The organism is Priestia sp. VA7, from assembly GCF_055710015.1.
Genome location: NZ_JBVQPN010000004.1, coordinates 584,524 through 598,537, shown reverse-complemented (window position 1 = coordinate 598,537; position 14,014 = coordinate 584,524). Strand labels below are relative to the sequence as shown.

The 14,014-nt window shown below is 38.3% G+C and carries 12 protein-coding genes; 3 read left to right on the top strand and 9 right to left on the bottom strand.

The genetic code is table 11. The features are described 5' to 3' along the window. Positions 1 to 171 precede the first annotated feature (171 nt). Positions 172 to 2,346 carry an MMPL family transporter gene (locus tag AC0C45_RS20860; protein WP_472928708.1) on the top strand — a complete coding sequence of 725 codons (2,175 nt, stop codon included), beginning with the start codon at positions 172 to 174 and terminating at the stop codon, positions 2,344 to 2,346. Positions 2,347 to 2,391: 45 nt separating this feature from the next. On the opposite strand, the gene AC0C45_RS20855 is transcribed toward AC0C45_RS20860, so the two are convergent. Continuing rightward, on the bottom strand, positions 2,392 to 2,691 hold the full coding sequence (locus AC0C45_RS20855; protein WP_013056994.1) for a YxcD family protein: 300 nt from the start codon (positions 2,689 to 2,691) through the stop codon (positions 2,392 to 2,394). Continuing rightward, the gene (locus AC0C45_RS20850; protein WP_013056993.1) at positions 2,679 to 3,134 is read right to left on the bottom strand and encodes a hypothetical protein; all 456 of its coding nucleotides are present in this window, start codon (positions 3,132 to 3,134) and stop codon (positions 2,679 to 2,681) included. The genes AC0C45_RS20855 and AC0C45_RS20850 overlap by 13 nt, the downstream gene beginning before the upstream one ends. Before the next feature lie 577 nt (positions 3,135 to 3,711). Here AC0C45_RS20850 and AC0C45_RS20845 point away from each other — a divergent pair. After that, complete coding sequence (locus tag AC0C45_RS20845; RefSeq protein ID WP_171777258.1) at positions 3,712 to 4,317, top strand: RraA family protein; 606 nt, start codon at positions 3,712 to 3,714, stop codon at positions 4,315 to 4,317. A 22-nt stretch (positions 4,318 to 4,339) separates the two neighbouring features. Here AC0C45_RS20845 and AC0C45_RS20840 read toward each other — a convergent pair whose 3' ends face one another. The 5 genes from AC0C45_RS20840 to proC all read right to left on the bottom strand — a co-directional run bounded on the left by AC0C45_RS20840 (position 4,340) and on the right by proC (position 8,710). Continuing rightward, positions 4,340 to 4,702, bottom strand: coding sequence for a VOC family protein (locus AC0C45_RS20840; protein ID WP_016764055.1), 363 nt, complete (start codon positions 4,700 to 4,702; stop codon positions 4,340 to 4,342). 38 nt (positions 4,703 to 4,740) lie between these two features. After that, a complete protein-coding gene (locus AC0C45_RS20835) occupies positions 4,741 to 4,938 on the bottom strand; it encodes a cold-shock protein (protein ID WP_013056990.1) in 198 nt (65 codons plus the stop codon). A gap of 358 nt (positions 4,939 to 5,296) precedes the next feature. Then, the gene (locus tag AC0C45_RS20830; RefSeq protein WP_047932086.1) at positions 5,297 to 6,559 is read right to left on the bottom strand and encodes a glutamate-5-semialdehyde dehydrogenase; all 1,263 of its coding nucleotides are present in this window, start codon (positions 6,557 to 6,559) and stop codon (positions 5,297 to 5,299) included. Between the two features lie 114 nt (positions 6,560 to 6,673). Next, positions 6,674 to 7,780 (bottom strand): glutamate 5-kinase, encoded by a 1,107-nt coding sequence (gene proB, locus AC0C45_RS20825; protein ID WP_013083096.1) that lies wholly within the window; start codon positions 7,778 to 7,780, stop codon positions 6,674 to 6,676. Positions 7,781 to 7,867: 87 nt separating this feature from the next. Further along, positions 7,868 to 8,710, bottom strand: a complete 843-nt coding sequence (gene proC, locus AC0C45_RS20820; protein ID WP_013056987.1) for a pyrroline-5-carboxylate reductase — start codon at positions 8,708 to 8,710, stop codon at positions 7,868 to 7,870. A gap of 450 nt (positions 8,711 to 9,160) precedes the next feature. Here proC and AC0C45_RS20815 point away from each other — a divergent pair, with 450 nt between their 5' ends. Then, positions 9,161 to 12,721: a CheR family methyltransferase gene (locus AC0C45_RS20815; protein WP_233335123.1), complete on the top strand. Its 3,561-nt coding sequence runs from the start codon at positions 9,161 to 9,163 to the stop codon at positions 12,719 to 12,721. Here the strand turns inward: AC0C45_RS20815 and AC0C45_RS20810 are convergent. Further along, entirely contained in the window at positions 12,718 to 13,338 is a 621-nt protein-coding gene (locus AC0C45_RS20810; RefSeq protein WP_047932088.1) for a hypothetical protein, read from the bottom strand. The genes AC0C45_RS20815 and AC0C45_RS20810 overlap by 4 nt on opposite strands. Next, positions 13,335 to 14,012 carry a cobalamin B12-binding domain-containing protein gene (locus AC0C45_RS20805; RefSeq protein WP_257063829.1) on the bottom strand — a complete coding sequence of 226 codons (678 nt, stop codon included), beginning with the start codon at positions 14,010 to 14,012 and terminating at the stop codon, positions 13,335 to 13,337. Before AC0C45_RS20805 ends, AC0C45_RS20810 begins: the two co-directional genes overlap by 4 nt. Positions 14,013 to 14,014 lie beyond the last annotated feature (2 nt).

Genomic DNA, 14,014 nt, shown 5'->3' with positions numbered 1-14,014 from the left:
TTCCCTAAATCTCCTGAAACATAAACACGATTTTACTGAGGAAGCACCCCTGCGCATCTATCTAAAAAGCTTTTTCAGGCAAGAAAAACAAAAAAACACAATACTTCTTCTAATTACAATAACTGTTAGTATAAAATAGTCTAGTAACTGTACAAAAAATTGGAGGTTAATATGAATAGAGTAGCGAACGCATTATATGCGAGCAAGAAAATTTTATTAGTACTATGGATAATCCTAATTATCGGATTTGGCTTTTATGCGGCTAAGCTTCCTTCTGTGCTGGGAGGAAACGGATTTGAAATGAAAGGAATGTATAAAGATACCGAGCAGCTTTTAGTTGATAAATTTGACGTTAGCGAAGCTCAGATCATCGTTTTGTTTGAAAAAAAAGACGGAGTTTCTGACTCGAAATTCCAGCAAACGATCGCTCAGTATATGCAAAAAGCAAAGGACAAATCAGACGCGTCCAAAGTCGACATCCCAACGGCTTCTAACAAGATGATAAAAGGAAGCACAGCGTATGGAATTATCCACTTTAATCACGACGATGATGGAACGATGGATAAACGAGTGGAAAAGATCAGAACTCTTTCATCTGAAGAAAAAGAGATGAGCGTAAAATTAACCGGTGGTCCTATTATTGAAAAAGATATGAATACAGCAAGCCAAGCTGATTTAGCAAAAGCGGAAGCAATCGGCATTCCTGTTGCTTTAGTTGTGCTTCTTCTAGCTTTTGGCGGCGTGGTAGCCGCTGCAATTCCTCTCATGATAGGAATTGTAACCGTTGTTACCACCATGGGCGTTGTCTATTTCTTTCATCCGTACACAGAGCTGTCCATCTTCATTTTAAACGTGATTCCAATGATTGGATTAGCTCTTAGTATTGACTTTGCCCTTTTATTTATTAATCGCTTTAAAGAAGAAATTCAAACAAAGTCGGTAGAACAAGCAATCAAAATCACCATTCAAACTGCGGGACGCTCAGTCATTTTCTCAGGATTATGCGTATTTATTGGATTAGCGGGAATGCTGTTTATTCAAGTTGATATTTTTCAAAACGTTGCTCTTGGAGGAATGGCTGTTGTTTTTATTGCTGTATTTTCAGCTCTTACGCTGCTTCCTTCCATACTTGCTATATTAGGTACACGCATTAATCGTTTACGCATCTTAAAAATCAGTGAACAAGGCGGTCAGTCTAGGTGGCGTTCATTCGCTACATTTGTCATGAAAAAGCCTGTAACTATGACGATTGTTTCTCTTATCATTCTATTAATAGCACTTATTCCCGTTCGAGACATGCATCTAGAAATACCGTCTTCAGAAGCGCTGCCAACAAAATACGAGTCCCGTCAAGCTTTTGACACGTATAACGATACGTTTACAAATAAAAACACGGCAGACGTTTATTTTGTGTTAGAAGCTAAGCAAGATATGCTGAATGAGAAATCTTTAAAAAATGCCTTTACTTTTATAAAACAATTAAAAGAAGATTCGTTAGTTAAGCAAGTCGATTCTATTTCTACCGCTTTAAACGTAAAATCAAGTGATCAGCTTCAAGCTATGCTGGAAAACCCGCAGATAACTGCGCAAACAAAGCCAGCTGTAGATTCGTTCATTAACGGACATTATATGCTCATAAAAGCTACGCTAGATACAGACCAAAATTCAGATCAAGCGAAAGATTTTGTTCGAAAATGGAAAAAGAAACGTTCACCTTTCACCGTTCATATTGGCGGCTATCCAAAATTTGAACAAGAAATATTCGATGAAATTTATGAAAAAGCTCCGTATGGCTTGGCTCTTGTTTTATTTTCAACGTATGTCATTTTAATGATTGCTTTTCGTTCTGTCCTCATTCCTTTAAAAGCTATCATTATGAATATTTTAAGCTTAACAGCTACATTCGGTTTACTTGTATGGCTGTTTCAAAATGGACATTTAGGTCTTACCCAATCCAATATTGCTTTAGTGCTGCCAGTCTTTGTTTTCGGCCTTGTATTTGGGCTTAGCATGGACTACGAAGTCTTTTTGATTTCGCGCATTCACGAAGTGTATCATCAAACCCGCGATAATAATGTGGCAACGGTAGAAGGCTTAGCTTCCACTAGTAAAATCATTACGAGCGCTGCTTTAATCATGATTGTGATTACAGGAGCCTTTGCTTTTACAGACGTAACGCCTGTTAAACAAATGGGTGTAGGAATTGCTTTAGCTATATTTATCGATGCAACGATTGTCAGAATGCTTCTTGTTCCTTCTCTTATGAAATTGCTTGGAGATGCCAACTGGTGGTTTTTCACTAAAAAACGCGATAAGTCCAGTTCCAACGAACAGTTAAAATCATAATAAAAAAACCCGCTCACTTGAGCGGGTTTTGCATTGAAGGCTTCTTTATCGACTTAATTTTGCAAAAGCGATAATACCTTCTTCATCGTCTAATTCAAGTTCTAGTCCTGCTGCGTATGGGTCTACGTTCATTTCCGTATCCAGCCAAAAGCGCAGGGCTTCAATAATGTTCAAAGTAATATGAACCTGCTTACGATCATGCACGTATGACTCTGCTGAAAAACCATAGTCATCATCATACATTAGCTCAATCTCTACTTCTTGAGGCTGAACTTGTTTCTTTTCTGCAATATATAGGCACATTGCATTGATAATATCTTGTTCAGAAATTTTTATTGTCTCCAAGATTTCACTTCCTCATTTTTACGCTTGTTGCTACGTACGCTTTGAAATAACTTTACTACAAGAAGAATTAAAGCTACAATCACGAGCATGTTTACCATAAAGCCTAAAATTGGTCCTAATGGTCCTAAACTAGATAGCAAGCTTCCGAACAATAAGCCCGCAATTCCTCCCATTAAAAGACCTTTCATTAAGCCGCCGCGCTTTGAGCTAGCCGCTGTACTTTTAGATGATGAGTTTTTAGACGTATTGTTTTGCTTAACTGAATTACTGTTATTGTTTTTAAATAAGCTTGATTGGTTATTGCTTCCGCTGTCAAAAGAGCGCTTTCCTGATTTATACCCTTTTGCGCTTGCTACGTTTGAACCGTCATGAATAAGTGATCCACCGACTGGTGAAAAAACAACCGCTAATGCGATAAATGCGGCCAATAATTTTTTTACCATTGTTTTCCCTCCATTAAATGACTAACGTCACATATGTTTTTCATATATGATTTCCATATATGTTCCTACGTTTCATCATACCAAAAGGTTTCACTTTTTTATATAAAAATGCATCAAGCTCCATCAAATGTTCACAGGATTAAACATTTGCACGTATTTCGTGCTTATATAACATCATTTAGATATAAAATCAAAGACATTCATAAAACTAACAAAGGTCCTTCATCTTCATTAAATACGGCTTATTTTACACTTCCCTAAAAATATTATCTAAAGTAACTTTTGTAGAGTTCTTTGGTTTTTTCCCTTCTTTAATAATGTCTTTATAGGCTACCTTCGCCTTTATTACTAATTAAAGGATATACGCGCTTATATGACGAATACCATACGAGAAACAGCACCTCAAAGATATAATACAATGCATTAAAAATTGGCTCTGAAATATTCTATTGCTGTACGTTTTCAGTTAATTAATTGACGGTCAATGCTTAACGTTATCTACTTGCCCTTTCATAAATAAGAGCTTTCTCTTATATGAATATGTATAGATAAACTAAAGTTAAAAAGGAGAGATACGATGTTGAATGAACAGCTCCCATTATCAACAGCAAATTTATCAGATGCAATGGAAGGTACAAACCACTTAGACTTTTCTATTAAGCCATTGCAGCGTCATTACAAACTATTTGGACCGGCTCTTACTGTAGATACTCCTGCTGGCAATAATTACTCAGTGCTTGAAGCGATTCGACTAGCGGAGCCCGGAAGCGTGCTCGTCATTGATGGAAAAAGCTACTGTAACCGTGCCTTAGCAGGAGATTTCGTAGTAGCCATGGCGAAGCTTGTTGGAATAAGCGGTATTGTACTAGATGGTGTTATACGAGATCAGGAAGACATTGAAAGACTCAATTTCCCCGTATTTTGTAAGGGCTCTACGATCGCAGCAAGCAGCAAAAAAGAAAAAGGAACCGTAAATGAAACCATTTCCTGCGGGGGCGTAAAAATTCATCCTGGCGATTTTATTGCAGGTGACGACGGTGGAGTCATTGTCATTCCCAAGGAGGAAGCCGAAGAAGTATTAGCAAAAGCACGGGAAAAGTGGCAAAAAGATAAAGACAGAGAAAATGAAGTATTAGTTAGCAAAGAAACGGTATATACGTATTTAGATAACGCCCTAAAATAAAAGACCTCCGCTTGGAGGTCTTTTATTTGTCATATTGTAAAAATTCTAATCGATTTCCGAACGGGTCATGGACAAAAAAACGCTCTCTCCCTGCAATAGGCTCTTCTTCAGAAAGAACGCAGCCTTCGTGTGCCAACTTACGTCTAAGCGTCTTAATATCTTCCACGACAAAAGCTGGATGTGCTTTTTTAGCAGGTATGTAGTCATCTTGAATACTGATATGCACTTCTTGAGTTCCACATTGAAACCATATGCCGCCTCTGTGCCTTAAATTTTCCGGCTTAAGAACAGTTTTCATTCCTAAAAGATTTTCATAAAAATTTCTTGCTTCTTGCTCGCACCCTTCTGGACCAAGAAGCTGAACATGATCAATTCCTAGAAACATCCACAAACCCCTTTCAAAAAACGTCTTCCTAAAAGTTATTAATCAATGACTCTAGGATTATGAATAACCTGCAGTTCTTTTACAGCTTGCTTCATTTCGCTTTTACAAATTGGACAAGTTGGCTGATCTCCGCTTTTAAAGTTATCTCGAACCCAGCAATTACACGTATCTGATGTACATTCCCAAACTTTTGTTTCTTCAATAACAGCCGGCTCTAAATTTTTACGATTATACATACACATCGTCTCCTTTAAACAGTACTTTTTAAGTGGATAATAAATGAAGATTAACTTAGCGTGTAAATGTGGTAAATGGTGCAAGATAAAGTGATACTATACATCCGTAAATCAATCTTTGAGGAATACATACGGCGTCTTGAAAGACTAAAATAAAAATGAAGTTATAACAAAGCAGATAGCAGTTGCTTTTCTTAAAACAACGGGATAGTCTGAAAAGAACAAAAATGAAGATCACAAAAATTATATATTTTACTATTATAACAGAGTTTATAATTTTTTACAAATCAGCTTCCATTTACTTGTTTTGCTTTTCGTAAAAAAAAGCGAGCACATGATTAGGCTCGCTTTTCATTTCTTATCGAGTTTGTCCGTTTCCACTCATAATATATTTAATTGTCGTAAGCGCAGGAAGTCCCATTGGACCGCGTGCATGAAGCTTTTGAGTTGAGATCCCAATTTCAGCTCCAAATCCTAGAGCTCCTCCGTCAGTAAAACGCGTAGATGCATTATGATACAGTGCGGCTGCATCCACTAAAGACATGAAGCGTAAAACGGCTTGTTCATCTTCTGAAATGATGGCTTCAGAGTGTTTTGTTCCATATGTTTCGATGTGGTCAATCGCTTCATCCACACTCTCTACTACTTTCATCGCGATCGCTAAGCGCAAATACTCTTCAGCCCAGTCTTTTTCAGCCGCTGGTTTTGCTCCAGGAATTTCACCTACTGTCGCTTTGTCACCATATACTTCAATATTATGATCGTTGAATGCTTGAATCAATTCATCTTTATGAGAATCGAGCCAGTTCTTGTGTACAAGAACCGTTTCTGCTGCGTTACACACCGCTGGTCGATCTGTTTTTGCATTAATCAAAATCGGAATGGCCTTCTTAACGTCAGCTTGTTCATCGATGTAGATATGGCAGTTTCCGACTCCTGTTTCTAACACCGGAACCGTTGCGTTATTGACGACCGCTTGAATCAATGAAGCCCCTCCGCGCGGAATTAGAACGTCAATATGCTCTTTCATTGTAAATAATTCTTGCGTAGCCGCACGATCTGTACTTGAAATAAACTGTACCGCTTCTTTAGGGATTGGCGTTTCATCAAGAGCTTTATGAATAATGTCCACGATAGCTTGGTTAGATGAAATAGCTGAAGAACCGCCTTTTAACACAATGGCATTTCCAGATTTCAACGCTAGCCCTGTTGCATCTACCGTTACGTTTGGACGTGCTTCATAAATCATTCCGATAACGCCAAGAGGCACGCGTACTTGCTTTACATCTAGACCATTATCCAATGTCCAGCTTGATAAAATATCTCCTGTTGGATCATCTAACTCAGCAACCTCACGAAGGCCGTTGGCAAATTCTTTTACACGTTCCGCTGAAAGAGCAAGACGGTCCATCAGTGCTTCATCAAAACCTTTTTCTTTCCCGTTTTTTAAGTCTACTTCATTTGCTTTTAAAATATACTCCGTGTTGCTTTCAAGTGTAGAAGCAATCGTTAACAGTGCATCATTTTTTTGTTCTGTTGTTAGTAAACTTAATTGCTTAGCTGCTTTTTTTGCTGAAATAGCTTGTTCTTCTACTGAATACTTTTCATTTGTTTGTAACACCAAATCACTCCTGGATTCGTTTTAGTTTTGTTTGATTTTAAAGTGTGAGGCATAAGAGGTAAATGCAATCATGCAAAGAAAAGGAAGGGCTCCTTTTCTTTACAGCATGTTTGCTTACAAACCGACCGGTACTGGAATTTCTAAGTGACACACTAGACCTTCGCTGTCTACGATCGGTTGATCAATTGGCTCATTCAGTGCAAGTTCATCAGATGAATAATTTGTCACGCCAAGAGCCAGCTCATTTTCGTCTTTATCTAGAATACGTACAACTGCTCGTTCACTAAAGTGGCCTTTAATATATTTAACGTGCTCGCGAAGTAAAGGCTCTTTATCTTCAATAATTGCACATTTCGCGGCATCTTCGACTACTATTTCCCCTTCAGGACCAGAGTTAAACGCAATCCACTGCTTTTTCTGATTAAGGTTCGCAGAATCATCTTCAGATTCAAAATACGTTCCTGTTGCATCTCCGTCAACCGCTTGTGTTAAGATGTTTGGCACGCCGGCTCTTCCTAAAAATGCTGGAATTCCTGACGCCATAGCGATTTTGAACGCGTCAATTTTCGAGCGCATACCGCCTGTTCCAACTGAACTTCCTGAATCTCCTGCAGATTCTTCGATGTCTTGCGTGATTTCCCCTACGTGAGGAACTAATTTTGCATTTGGATCCTGGCGAGGGTCCGCACTGTATAAGCCATCGATATCCGATAAAATAATAAGCAGGTCGGAATCCACTAGTCCAGCAACTTTAGCTGAAAGTGTATCATTATCGCCAAATTTTAATCGATTGATGGTTACCGTGTCGTTTTCATTGACAATTGGCACAATGCCGCGTTCTAACAGCACGTTAATTGTATTTCGTGCATTGTTGTAACGATTTTCGTCTGAAAAATCGTCTCTCGTAATTAAGATTTGAGAAGCAACGTATCCATGTGATAGAAACAGTTCTGAATAAGCCTCCATTAACAGTCCTTGACCGATTGAGGCAGCTGCTTGTTTTTCAGGTAAAGAGCTAGGTCGCTCTAAGCAGCCAAGCTTGCGGTACCCTGCAGCTACAGCTCCTGATGAAACTAATAGTACTTCATGACCGCTATCTTTTAAGTCTACGACTTGGTCCACAAGGCGCTCGAGCTTCCGTCTGCTGATTTCACCATGTGAACTTGTTAATGAACTACTTCCAATTTTAATTACAACCCGCTTCTTATTGTCGGGACTCATCAAATCACTCCTAGTGTGTTCTGTATGTTTTCTTGTTTATGATTATTTTTTTGTGGTGAGGAATTCACGAAGAAGATAAGTGACGAATTAATTAGTACTTGCCACTTTTTGTAGTTGAGCACTCATTTCTTTTGAACGCTTTGATGCTCCTTTGACTGCTTGCATCATCGCTTCTCCGCCGCCGTGTTTAGCTAAGGCGTCTAAACCAGCTGCTGTTGTACCGTTTGGAGACGTCACATTTTCACGAAGCTCCGTCGGCGTTTCATCTCTTTCCATCATCATTCTTGCTGCACCGTAAATGGTTTGGGCGCCAATTTCACGTGCTAGCTCAGGATCGAGACCTTCTTCTTTAGCTGCTTTTTCGATATGCTCCATAAGGAAATAAAAATAAGCGGGTCCACTTCCGGCAATTCCTGTAAAAATGTCCATTTGTGGTTCATCAATCACGTAAACTTTTCCGATTGCAGAAAGCAGCTCTTTTGCTGTTAGCACAGCATCCATTGCAGCATATTGACCTGGAGATATAGCCGTTGCTGATTGCTGAATCATACTTGATGTATTCGGCATCACTCGAATGACCTGCTGTTCATCATGCAACAACTCTTCCATGTAAGAAGACGAAATCCCTGCAAGAACAGATAGGACAAGCTGGTCTTTGTTGATTTGAGGCTTTAATTCGTTTAATGCCTCTTCAGCGCCTTTTGGCTTCATCGCTAGAATAAAAACGTCAATGTCATCTGTTTTCAGCTCGCTGCGCTTTACTGCTGTGATACCATATCTATTTTCAAGTTCATGCAGTCGCGCATCATTGCTTCGATTTGTTACGATAATATTTTCAGCAGGTAATTTCTTGGCATTGACCATACCAGAAATCATCGCTTCTGCCATTGATCCAGCACCTAAAAAAGCAACTTTTTGTTTTTGATCCATCAAATCTCCCCTGTCATTTGTTCGTATTTTTGTTCTCGTTTCTTTCAACGGTTCCTATAGTAACATGCTGAAAAAGAGTGTCAAGTTGAATTTAACCGTTTTTTTCCTCCTTGAGCGTATAACCTTATGCGTATGTAAGCGTAAACAAAACTTTTTTAAATATTTTTTTCTGCAAAAAAAAACGATTTTTTTTATAAAAATACGTTTATATAAAGAAAATCGGGGCATATTATATAGTTTGGACTTTAAATTTTTTTACGAAAAATAGAGGAATTTTGAAAACGTTATTTGAACAATATAATAGGTTTGCTAAAATGAACCTATGTACCAGCATCTTGGTTTTTTTTGAAAAATTTACTTTTGATGTAAACCACGCCGTGCTGTCGACATTAAAATAAACAAAACGACATACAATCTAGGAAGTATCGAAACATTATTGGAGGTTCTATTATGAAGAACAACTCGTTTTCTACAGTTCCATCGTCTTCAGAAGGAATAGAGAAACAGGATTTACACGTTGTGGGAATTGGCGCTTCTGCCGGAGGGTTAGAAGCTATTGAGCAGTTTTTCGCTAATATGCCTTCACCAAATGGAATGGCGTTTATTATTGTACAGCACCTTTCCTCTAAATATAAAAGTTTTATGCCAGAACTTTTAGCAAAAAAAACAGGAATGAATATCAAACTGACACAAGACGGGATGACTTTACAAGAAGACACAATTTATTTAAATCCTCCCCATCATTATGTGACCGTTATGGATCATACTCTTCGCCTTCGTCCTTATGAAGAAAACGATCAGGTGAAATATCCGATTGACGCCTTTTTTCATTCTCTGGCTGCTGCAAAAAAACACCGGTGTACAGCCATTATTTTATCGGGCAAAGGAAATGATGGAACAGGAGGAGCAAAAACGATACGAGAGTATGGCGGAACTGTACTTGTACAAGATGAAAGCACAGCAAAGTACAGAGATATGCCTCTAAGCGCTATTGATGCACACCTTGCTGATTATATTCTTTCTCCTGCTGATATGCCTGACCTTGTGCAAACGCATGTCAGCCAAACTGAATTTACATATAATGAAGAAACGCTGCAATACATTTATTCATTAATAAAGAAGAAAACAGGCATCGACTTCTCCATGTACAAAAAAAACACGGTGCTGCGACGACTTGAAAAGAGAATGGCTTTACTCGATCCTCCCTCTCAAACGATGGAAGAGTACCGGGACTATTTATGTAAAGAAGCCGAAGAAATCGTCGAACTGCAGCGAGACCTGCTGATTGGAGTGACGCAATTTCTTAGAGATAAAGAAGCATTCTCTATTATTGAAGAACAAGTCATCCCACAATTAGTTGAAAGAAAGATTCATAGTCAAGAAGATGAAATCCGCATCTGGGTAGCAGGTTGTTCTACTGGTCAAGAAGCATACACGTTAGCTATTTTGCTTCATGACTATTTATCAACAATCAACCGTTATTTCGATGTCCGAATCTTTGCTACGGACATCGATCGTCATGCGATCAAAAGAGCTAGTCAAGGTATTTATGAAGAAGCGGAAGTTCATTCCTTCTCAGCGGCTCAGATTAATGAATATTTTGAGCAAACAAAACACGGCGGTTATCAAGTTAAAAAAACAATTCGCAAAATGATTGTTTTTGCTCCGCATAATATAGGAAAAGACTCGCCTTTTGTAAACGTTGATTTGATTAGCTGTCGAAATATGATGATTTACTTCCAAGCTGAACTGCAGCAGCGCATTCTGTCTCTTTTTCATTTTTCTTTGACAGAAGAAGGCGTACTTTTTTTAGGCCCTAGCGAAACAACGGGAAACTTGTCTGATTTGTTCCGCCCTATCAACAGTAAGTGGAAAATATTTAAGCGTTCCGGACAGCCCAGCCGACAAATTACGGGAGCTTTTAATCTTTCAAAATCCAACTTGCATGAAGGTGATTTTTCTAGCGTGCCGCTGCCAAGTCAACTTTATAAGCCTCTTCCTTCGCTTAAATTAGATGAGATGTATCAGTCAATGATTGATCACTTTATGAGCCCTTGTCTTGTATTAAATGAATACAACGAAGTGATATTTTGTTCAAAAGAAGCGACTCAGCTTATTAACGTTCCTGTAGGGAAAATTAATTATACAATTTTCAAAATGGTTCCAGTTCACGTCTCTTTAGCCATTGGAGCAGCTATTAAACGCGTAAAAGAGCAAGGTATGAGCGTATGCTGTCAGCACATTGAGTTTGTCATAAACAACGTTCAGCGCCGTTTTAATATTACGATATCAGCTCTTCCAACAAATCACTCTCTTTACTTACTTATGTTTGATGAACAGACAGATGGTGCCATTATTGATAAGGAAGAGCCCATGTTTCTTAATCAAACAAGCTCGATTAGTGAGCTTGTAGTAGATTTAGAGCAAGAGCTTCATTACACGCAGCAGCATTTGCAAACGACGATTGAAGAGCTAGAAACAGCAAATGAGGAGCTAAAATCCACGAATGAAGAACTGATTGCTTCTAACGAAGAGCTGCAGTCCACAAATGAAGAACTGCAGTCTGTTAATGAAGAGTTAATTAGTGTTAACAATCAGTACGAGCGAAAGATTGAAGAATTAACGGACTTAAATAACGATATTGATAATTTATTAATCAGTACAACTATTGCTACTATCTTTTTAGACGAGCAGCTGAATATTAAATTATTTACGCCGGAAACGAAAACAGTGATCAACGTTCTTCATCAAGATATCGGAAGACCTTTCTTTCATATTTCGCATAACTTTAGATATGACCATCTAATCGAGGACGCAATGCACGTTTTAAGAACAAATAATACCCTTCAAAAAGAAATTCAAAGCTACGATAACCAATGGTACAGCATGAAAATGATGCCTTATCGTACAAATGAGAATTTAATTAACGGTGTAGTTATTACGTTTATTAATATTACAGAAATTAAACGATCAAATGAAGAATTGGCTATTACATCATTTGCAGTAGCTCACAGTCCTACGGGCATTTTCATTACCGATCATCAAGGTAAAATTAAGTACATTAATCAAAAGTTCATGGAGCAAAAGCATGCGCCGCAAGAAGTATTTGGGCTGCACCTCTATGACTTATATACAAAAAAGTTGGGGGTTAAAAGGTTCCCTAAGATTTGGAATGAAGTATATAGAGGAGAAAAATGGAACGGAGAAATTTCCTACGTTCAAGAAGACGGAGAAACCGTTTGGGAACAGTTAGCCTTAATGCCTGTTAAAAATGATCAAGACGAAATCATCCATTACATTGGGCTAAGCGAAGATATTTCACAGCGCAAACAGTCGGAAATGATGCTCAAAAATTCAGAGATGCTGTCAGCACTTGGACAGCTGGCTGCCGGCATTGCCCATGAAATACGAAACCCTCTTACATCATTAAAGGGCTTTTTACAGCTTATGATGCAAGAAGAAACGTATAAAAAAGAATATATGGATGTCATGATGTCCGAATTTAACCGCTTAGAACTGATTATTAGCGAACTGCTCATTCTAGCCAAACCCGAAGTCGTAAAATATGAAAATAAGCAGATAAATTTAATTCTTCAAGACGTATGTACGCTGCTGCACACACAGGCCATTCTTAAAAATATTACTATTTCAACAGATTTTGAAGAAAAATTACCTGTTGTTCATTGTATTGAAAAAGATATGAAACAAGTATTTATCAACATGGTGAAAAATTCTATTGAAGCGATGGATGACCCTGGGTCTATTCTAGTGGTATCTAAATTTGATCCAGATACAAATCAAGTAGTCATCCAAGTGATAGATGAAGGAAAAGGCATGCCGAAAGATCGATTAACGCGAATTAGCGAGCCTTTCTATACAACAAAAGAAAAAGGGACAGGATTAGGATTGATGGTGAGTCACAAAATCATTAGTAATCATAAAGGAAGCATTTCGTATGATAGTGAAGAAGGAAAAGGAACAACGGTAGAAATTCGATTGCCGCTTTCTTAATGTACTTTGTTCTTCTGTCTTAAACAGTCAAGCTCCTGATTAATTAAATCTTGAATGTCAAACAAATGTGTAGAGACCAATTCAATATATTCTCCTTTTCCTGCTTCAATTACGTCGGAGCGGATAATACTCAGGAGGTCTTGAATGGTTAGCACATTTGTTTTCATTTCTCGAAAATGACGCTGAAGATCAACTAGCTGCATTTTTTTCGCCGTTTCTACATCTGTTTCCCTGACTGAAAAATCTTGGCTTACTTGTGATGAGTCTTGCATAAGCATAGAGCGAAACTGTTGAAGAGTTGATTGAACACTCGTCATATGCTCGTGAATAGGATAGCAGAAAACAGCGTGCAGCGAATGATAGGCTTCAGGCTTAAAATAAAAATCAAAAAGAGCAACCGGGTTAGAAAACGTGCGCATATTTACTTCGATTTGCACTTCTTCCTTTCCCTGGAGTGCTCTTTTTACTTTTTCTTGACTATCTTCATCAACTAGATCTAAAAAGTTTTGAACAGGCGGGAAATTTTTCGTGACGCTTGGTGTAAATTCAATTATTTCGTTGTCTTTATTGAGTAAAAACATTGGAACCGGAATGTGTTGAATCGGCAAACTGATCATATTTCTTCCCCCATTACTAACATTTTATCTTGCGTCGAACTTTCTTTATTGTTGATTAGAAGCCAGTCTTTAAAAGCTTGAATATGATTAATGAATATGGTTTTTGAAGATCCTGAAGCCGATAAATCATGCGTATTGAGAAGCCTGCTGCCTACTAATACAAGAGGACTTTGCGGCATGTTTTCAATCTCAGCAATGTATTTTTGTAAATCAGGCAGCAAATGCACTTGTGAGACGGACAAACATACTACATCAGGGTCCCACTTCTCGATACTTTTTAAAGCGAACGGTAGCGGCAAATTGGCTCCTAAGTTTTTCACTTCCCATCCATGTTCTCTCATAAGTCCTGCAATCATTTTAATGCCTAAGTAATGCTCTTCTCCTTCAATGCAAAAAAGAAGGGCCCGATTACGCTGAAGCAATTGCTGCTGAGAAAGCTGAAAACGAGTTAACACATAGTCACAGGCTGCAGTAGCCAAATGCTCGTCCGCGACTGAAATTTTATTTTCTTGCCACCTTTTCCCTATCTCATACATCGCTTCTGTCAGAAACGTATATGCGTCGGTTGAAGAATGACCTTCTTCTATATATATAGCAATAAGCAGCCAGCTTTTTTGAACGTCTCCTTCTAGCAAACAATCAGCTAAAGCCGCTACATTACGAGAGTAAACGATAA

Excerpts from the sequence above, each read along its gene's own strand:
- AC0C45_RS20860 (WP_472928708.1), top strand. The coding sequence starts at position 172 with ATGAATAGAGTAGCGAACGCATTATATGCGAGCAAGAAAATTTTATTA.
- AC0C45_RS20850 (WP_013056993.1), bottom strand. The coding sequence starts at position 3,134 with ATGGTAAAAAAATTATTGGCCGCATTTATCGCATTAGCGGTTGTTTTT.
- AC0C45_RS20845 (WP_171777258.1), top strand. The coding sequence starts at position 3,712 with ATGTTGAATGAACAGCTCCCATTATCAACAGCAAATTTATCAGATGCA.
- AC0C45_RS20840 (WP_016764055.1), bottom strand. The coding sequence starts at position 4,702 with ATGTTTCTAGGAATTGATCATGTTCAGCTTCTTGGTCCAGAAGGGTGC.
- AC0C45_RS20835 (WP_013056990.1), bottom strand. The coding sequence starts at position 4,938 with ATGTATAATCGTAAAAATTTAGAGCCGGCTGTTATTGAAGAAACAAAA.
- proB (WP_013083096.1), bottom strand. The coding sequence starts at position 7,780 with ATGAGTCCCGACAATAAGAAGCGGGTTGTAATTAAAATTGGAAGTAGT.
- proC (WP_013056987.1), bottom strand. The coding sequence starts at position 8,710 with ATGGATCAAAAACAAAAAGTTGCTTTTTTAGGTGCTGGATCAATGGCA.
- AC0C45_RS20815 (WP_233335123.1), top strand. The coding sequence starts at position 9,161 with ATGAAGAACAACTCGTTTTCTACAGTTCCATCGTCTTCAGAAGGAATA.
- AC0C45_RS20810 (WP_047932088.1), bottom strand. The coding sequence starts at position 13,338 with ATGATCAGTTTGCCGATTCAACACATTCCGGTTCCAATGTTTTTACTC.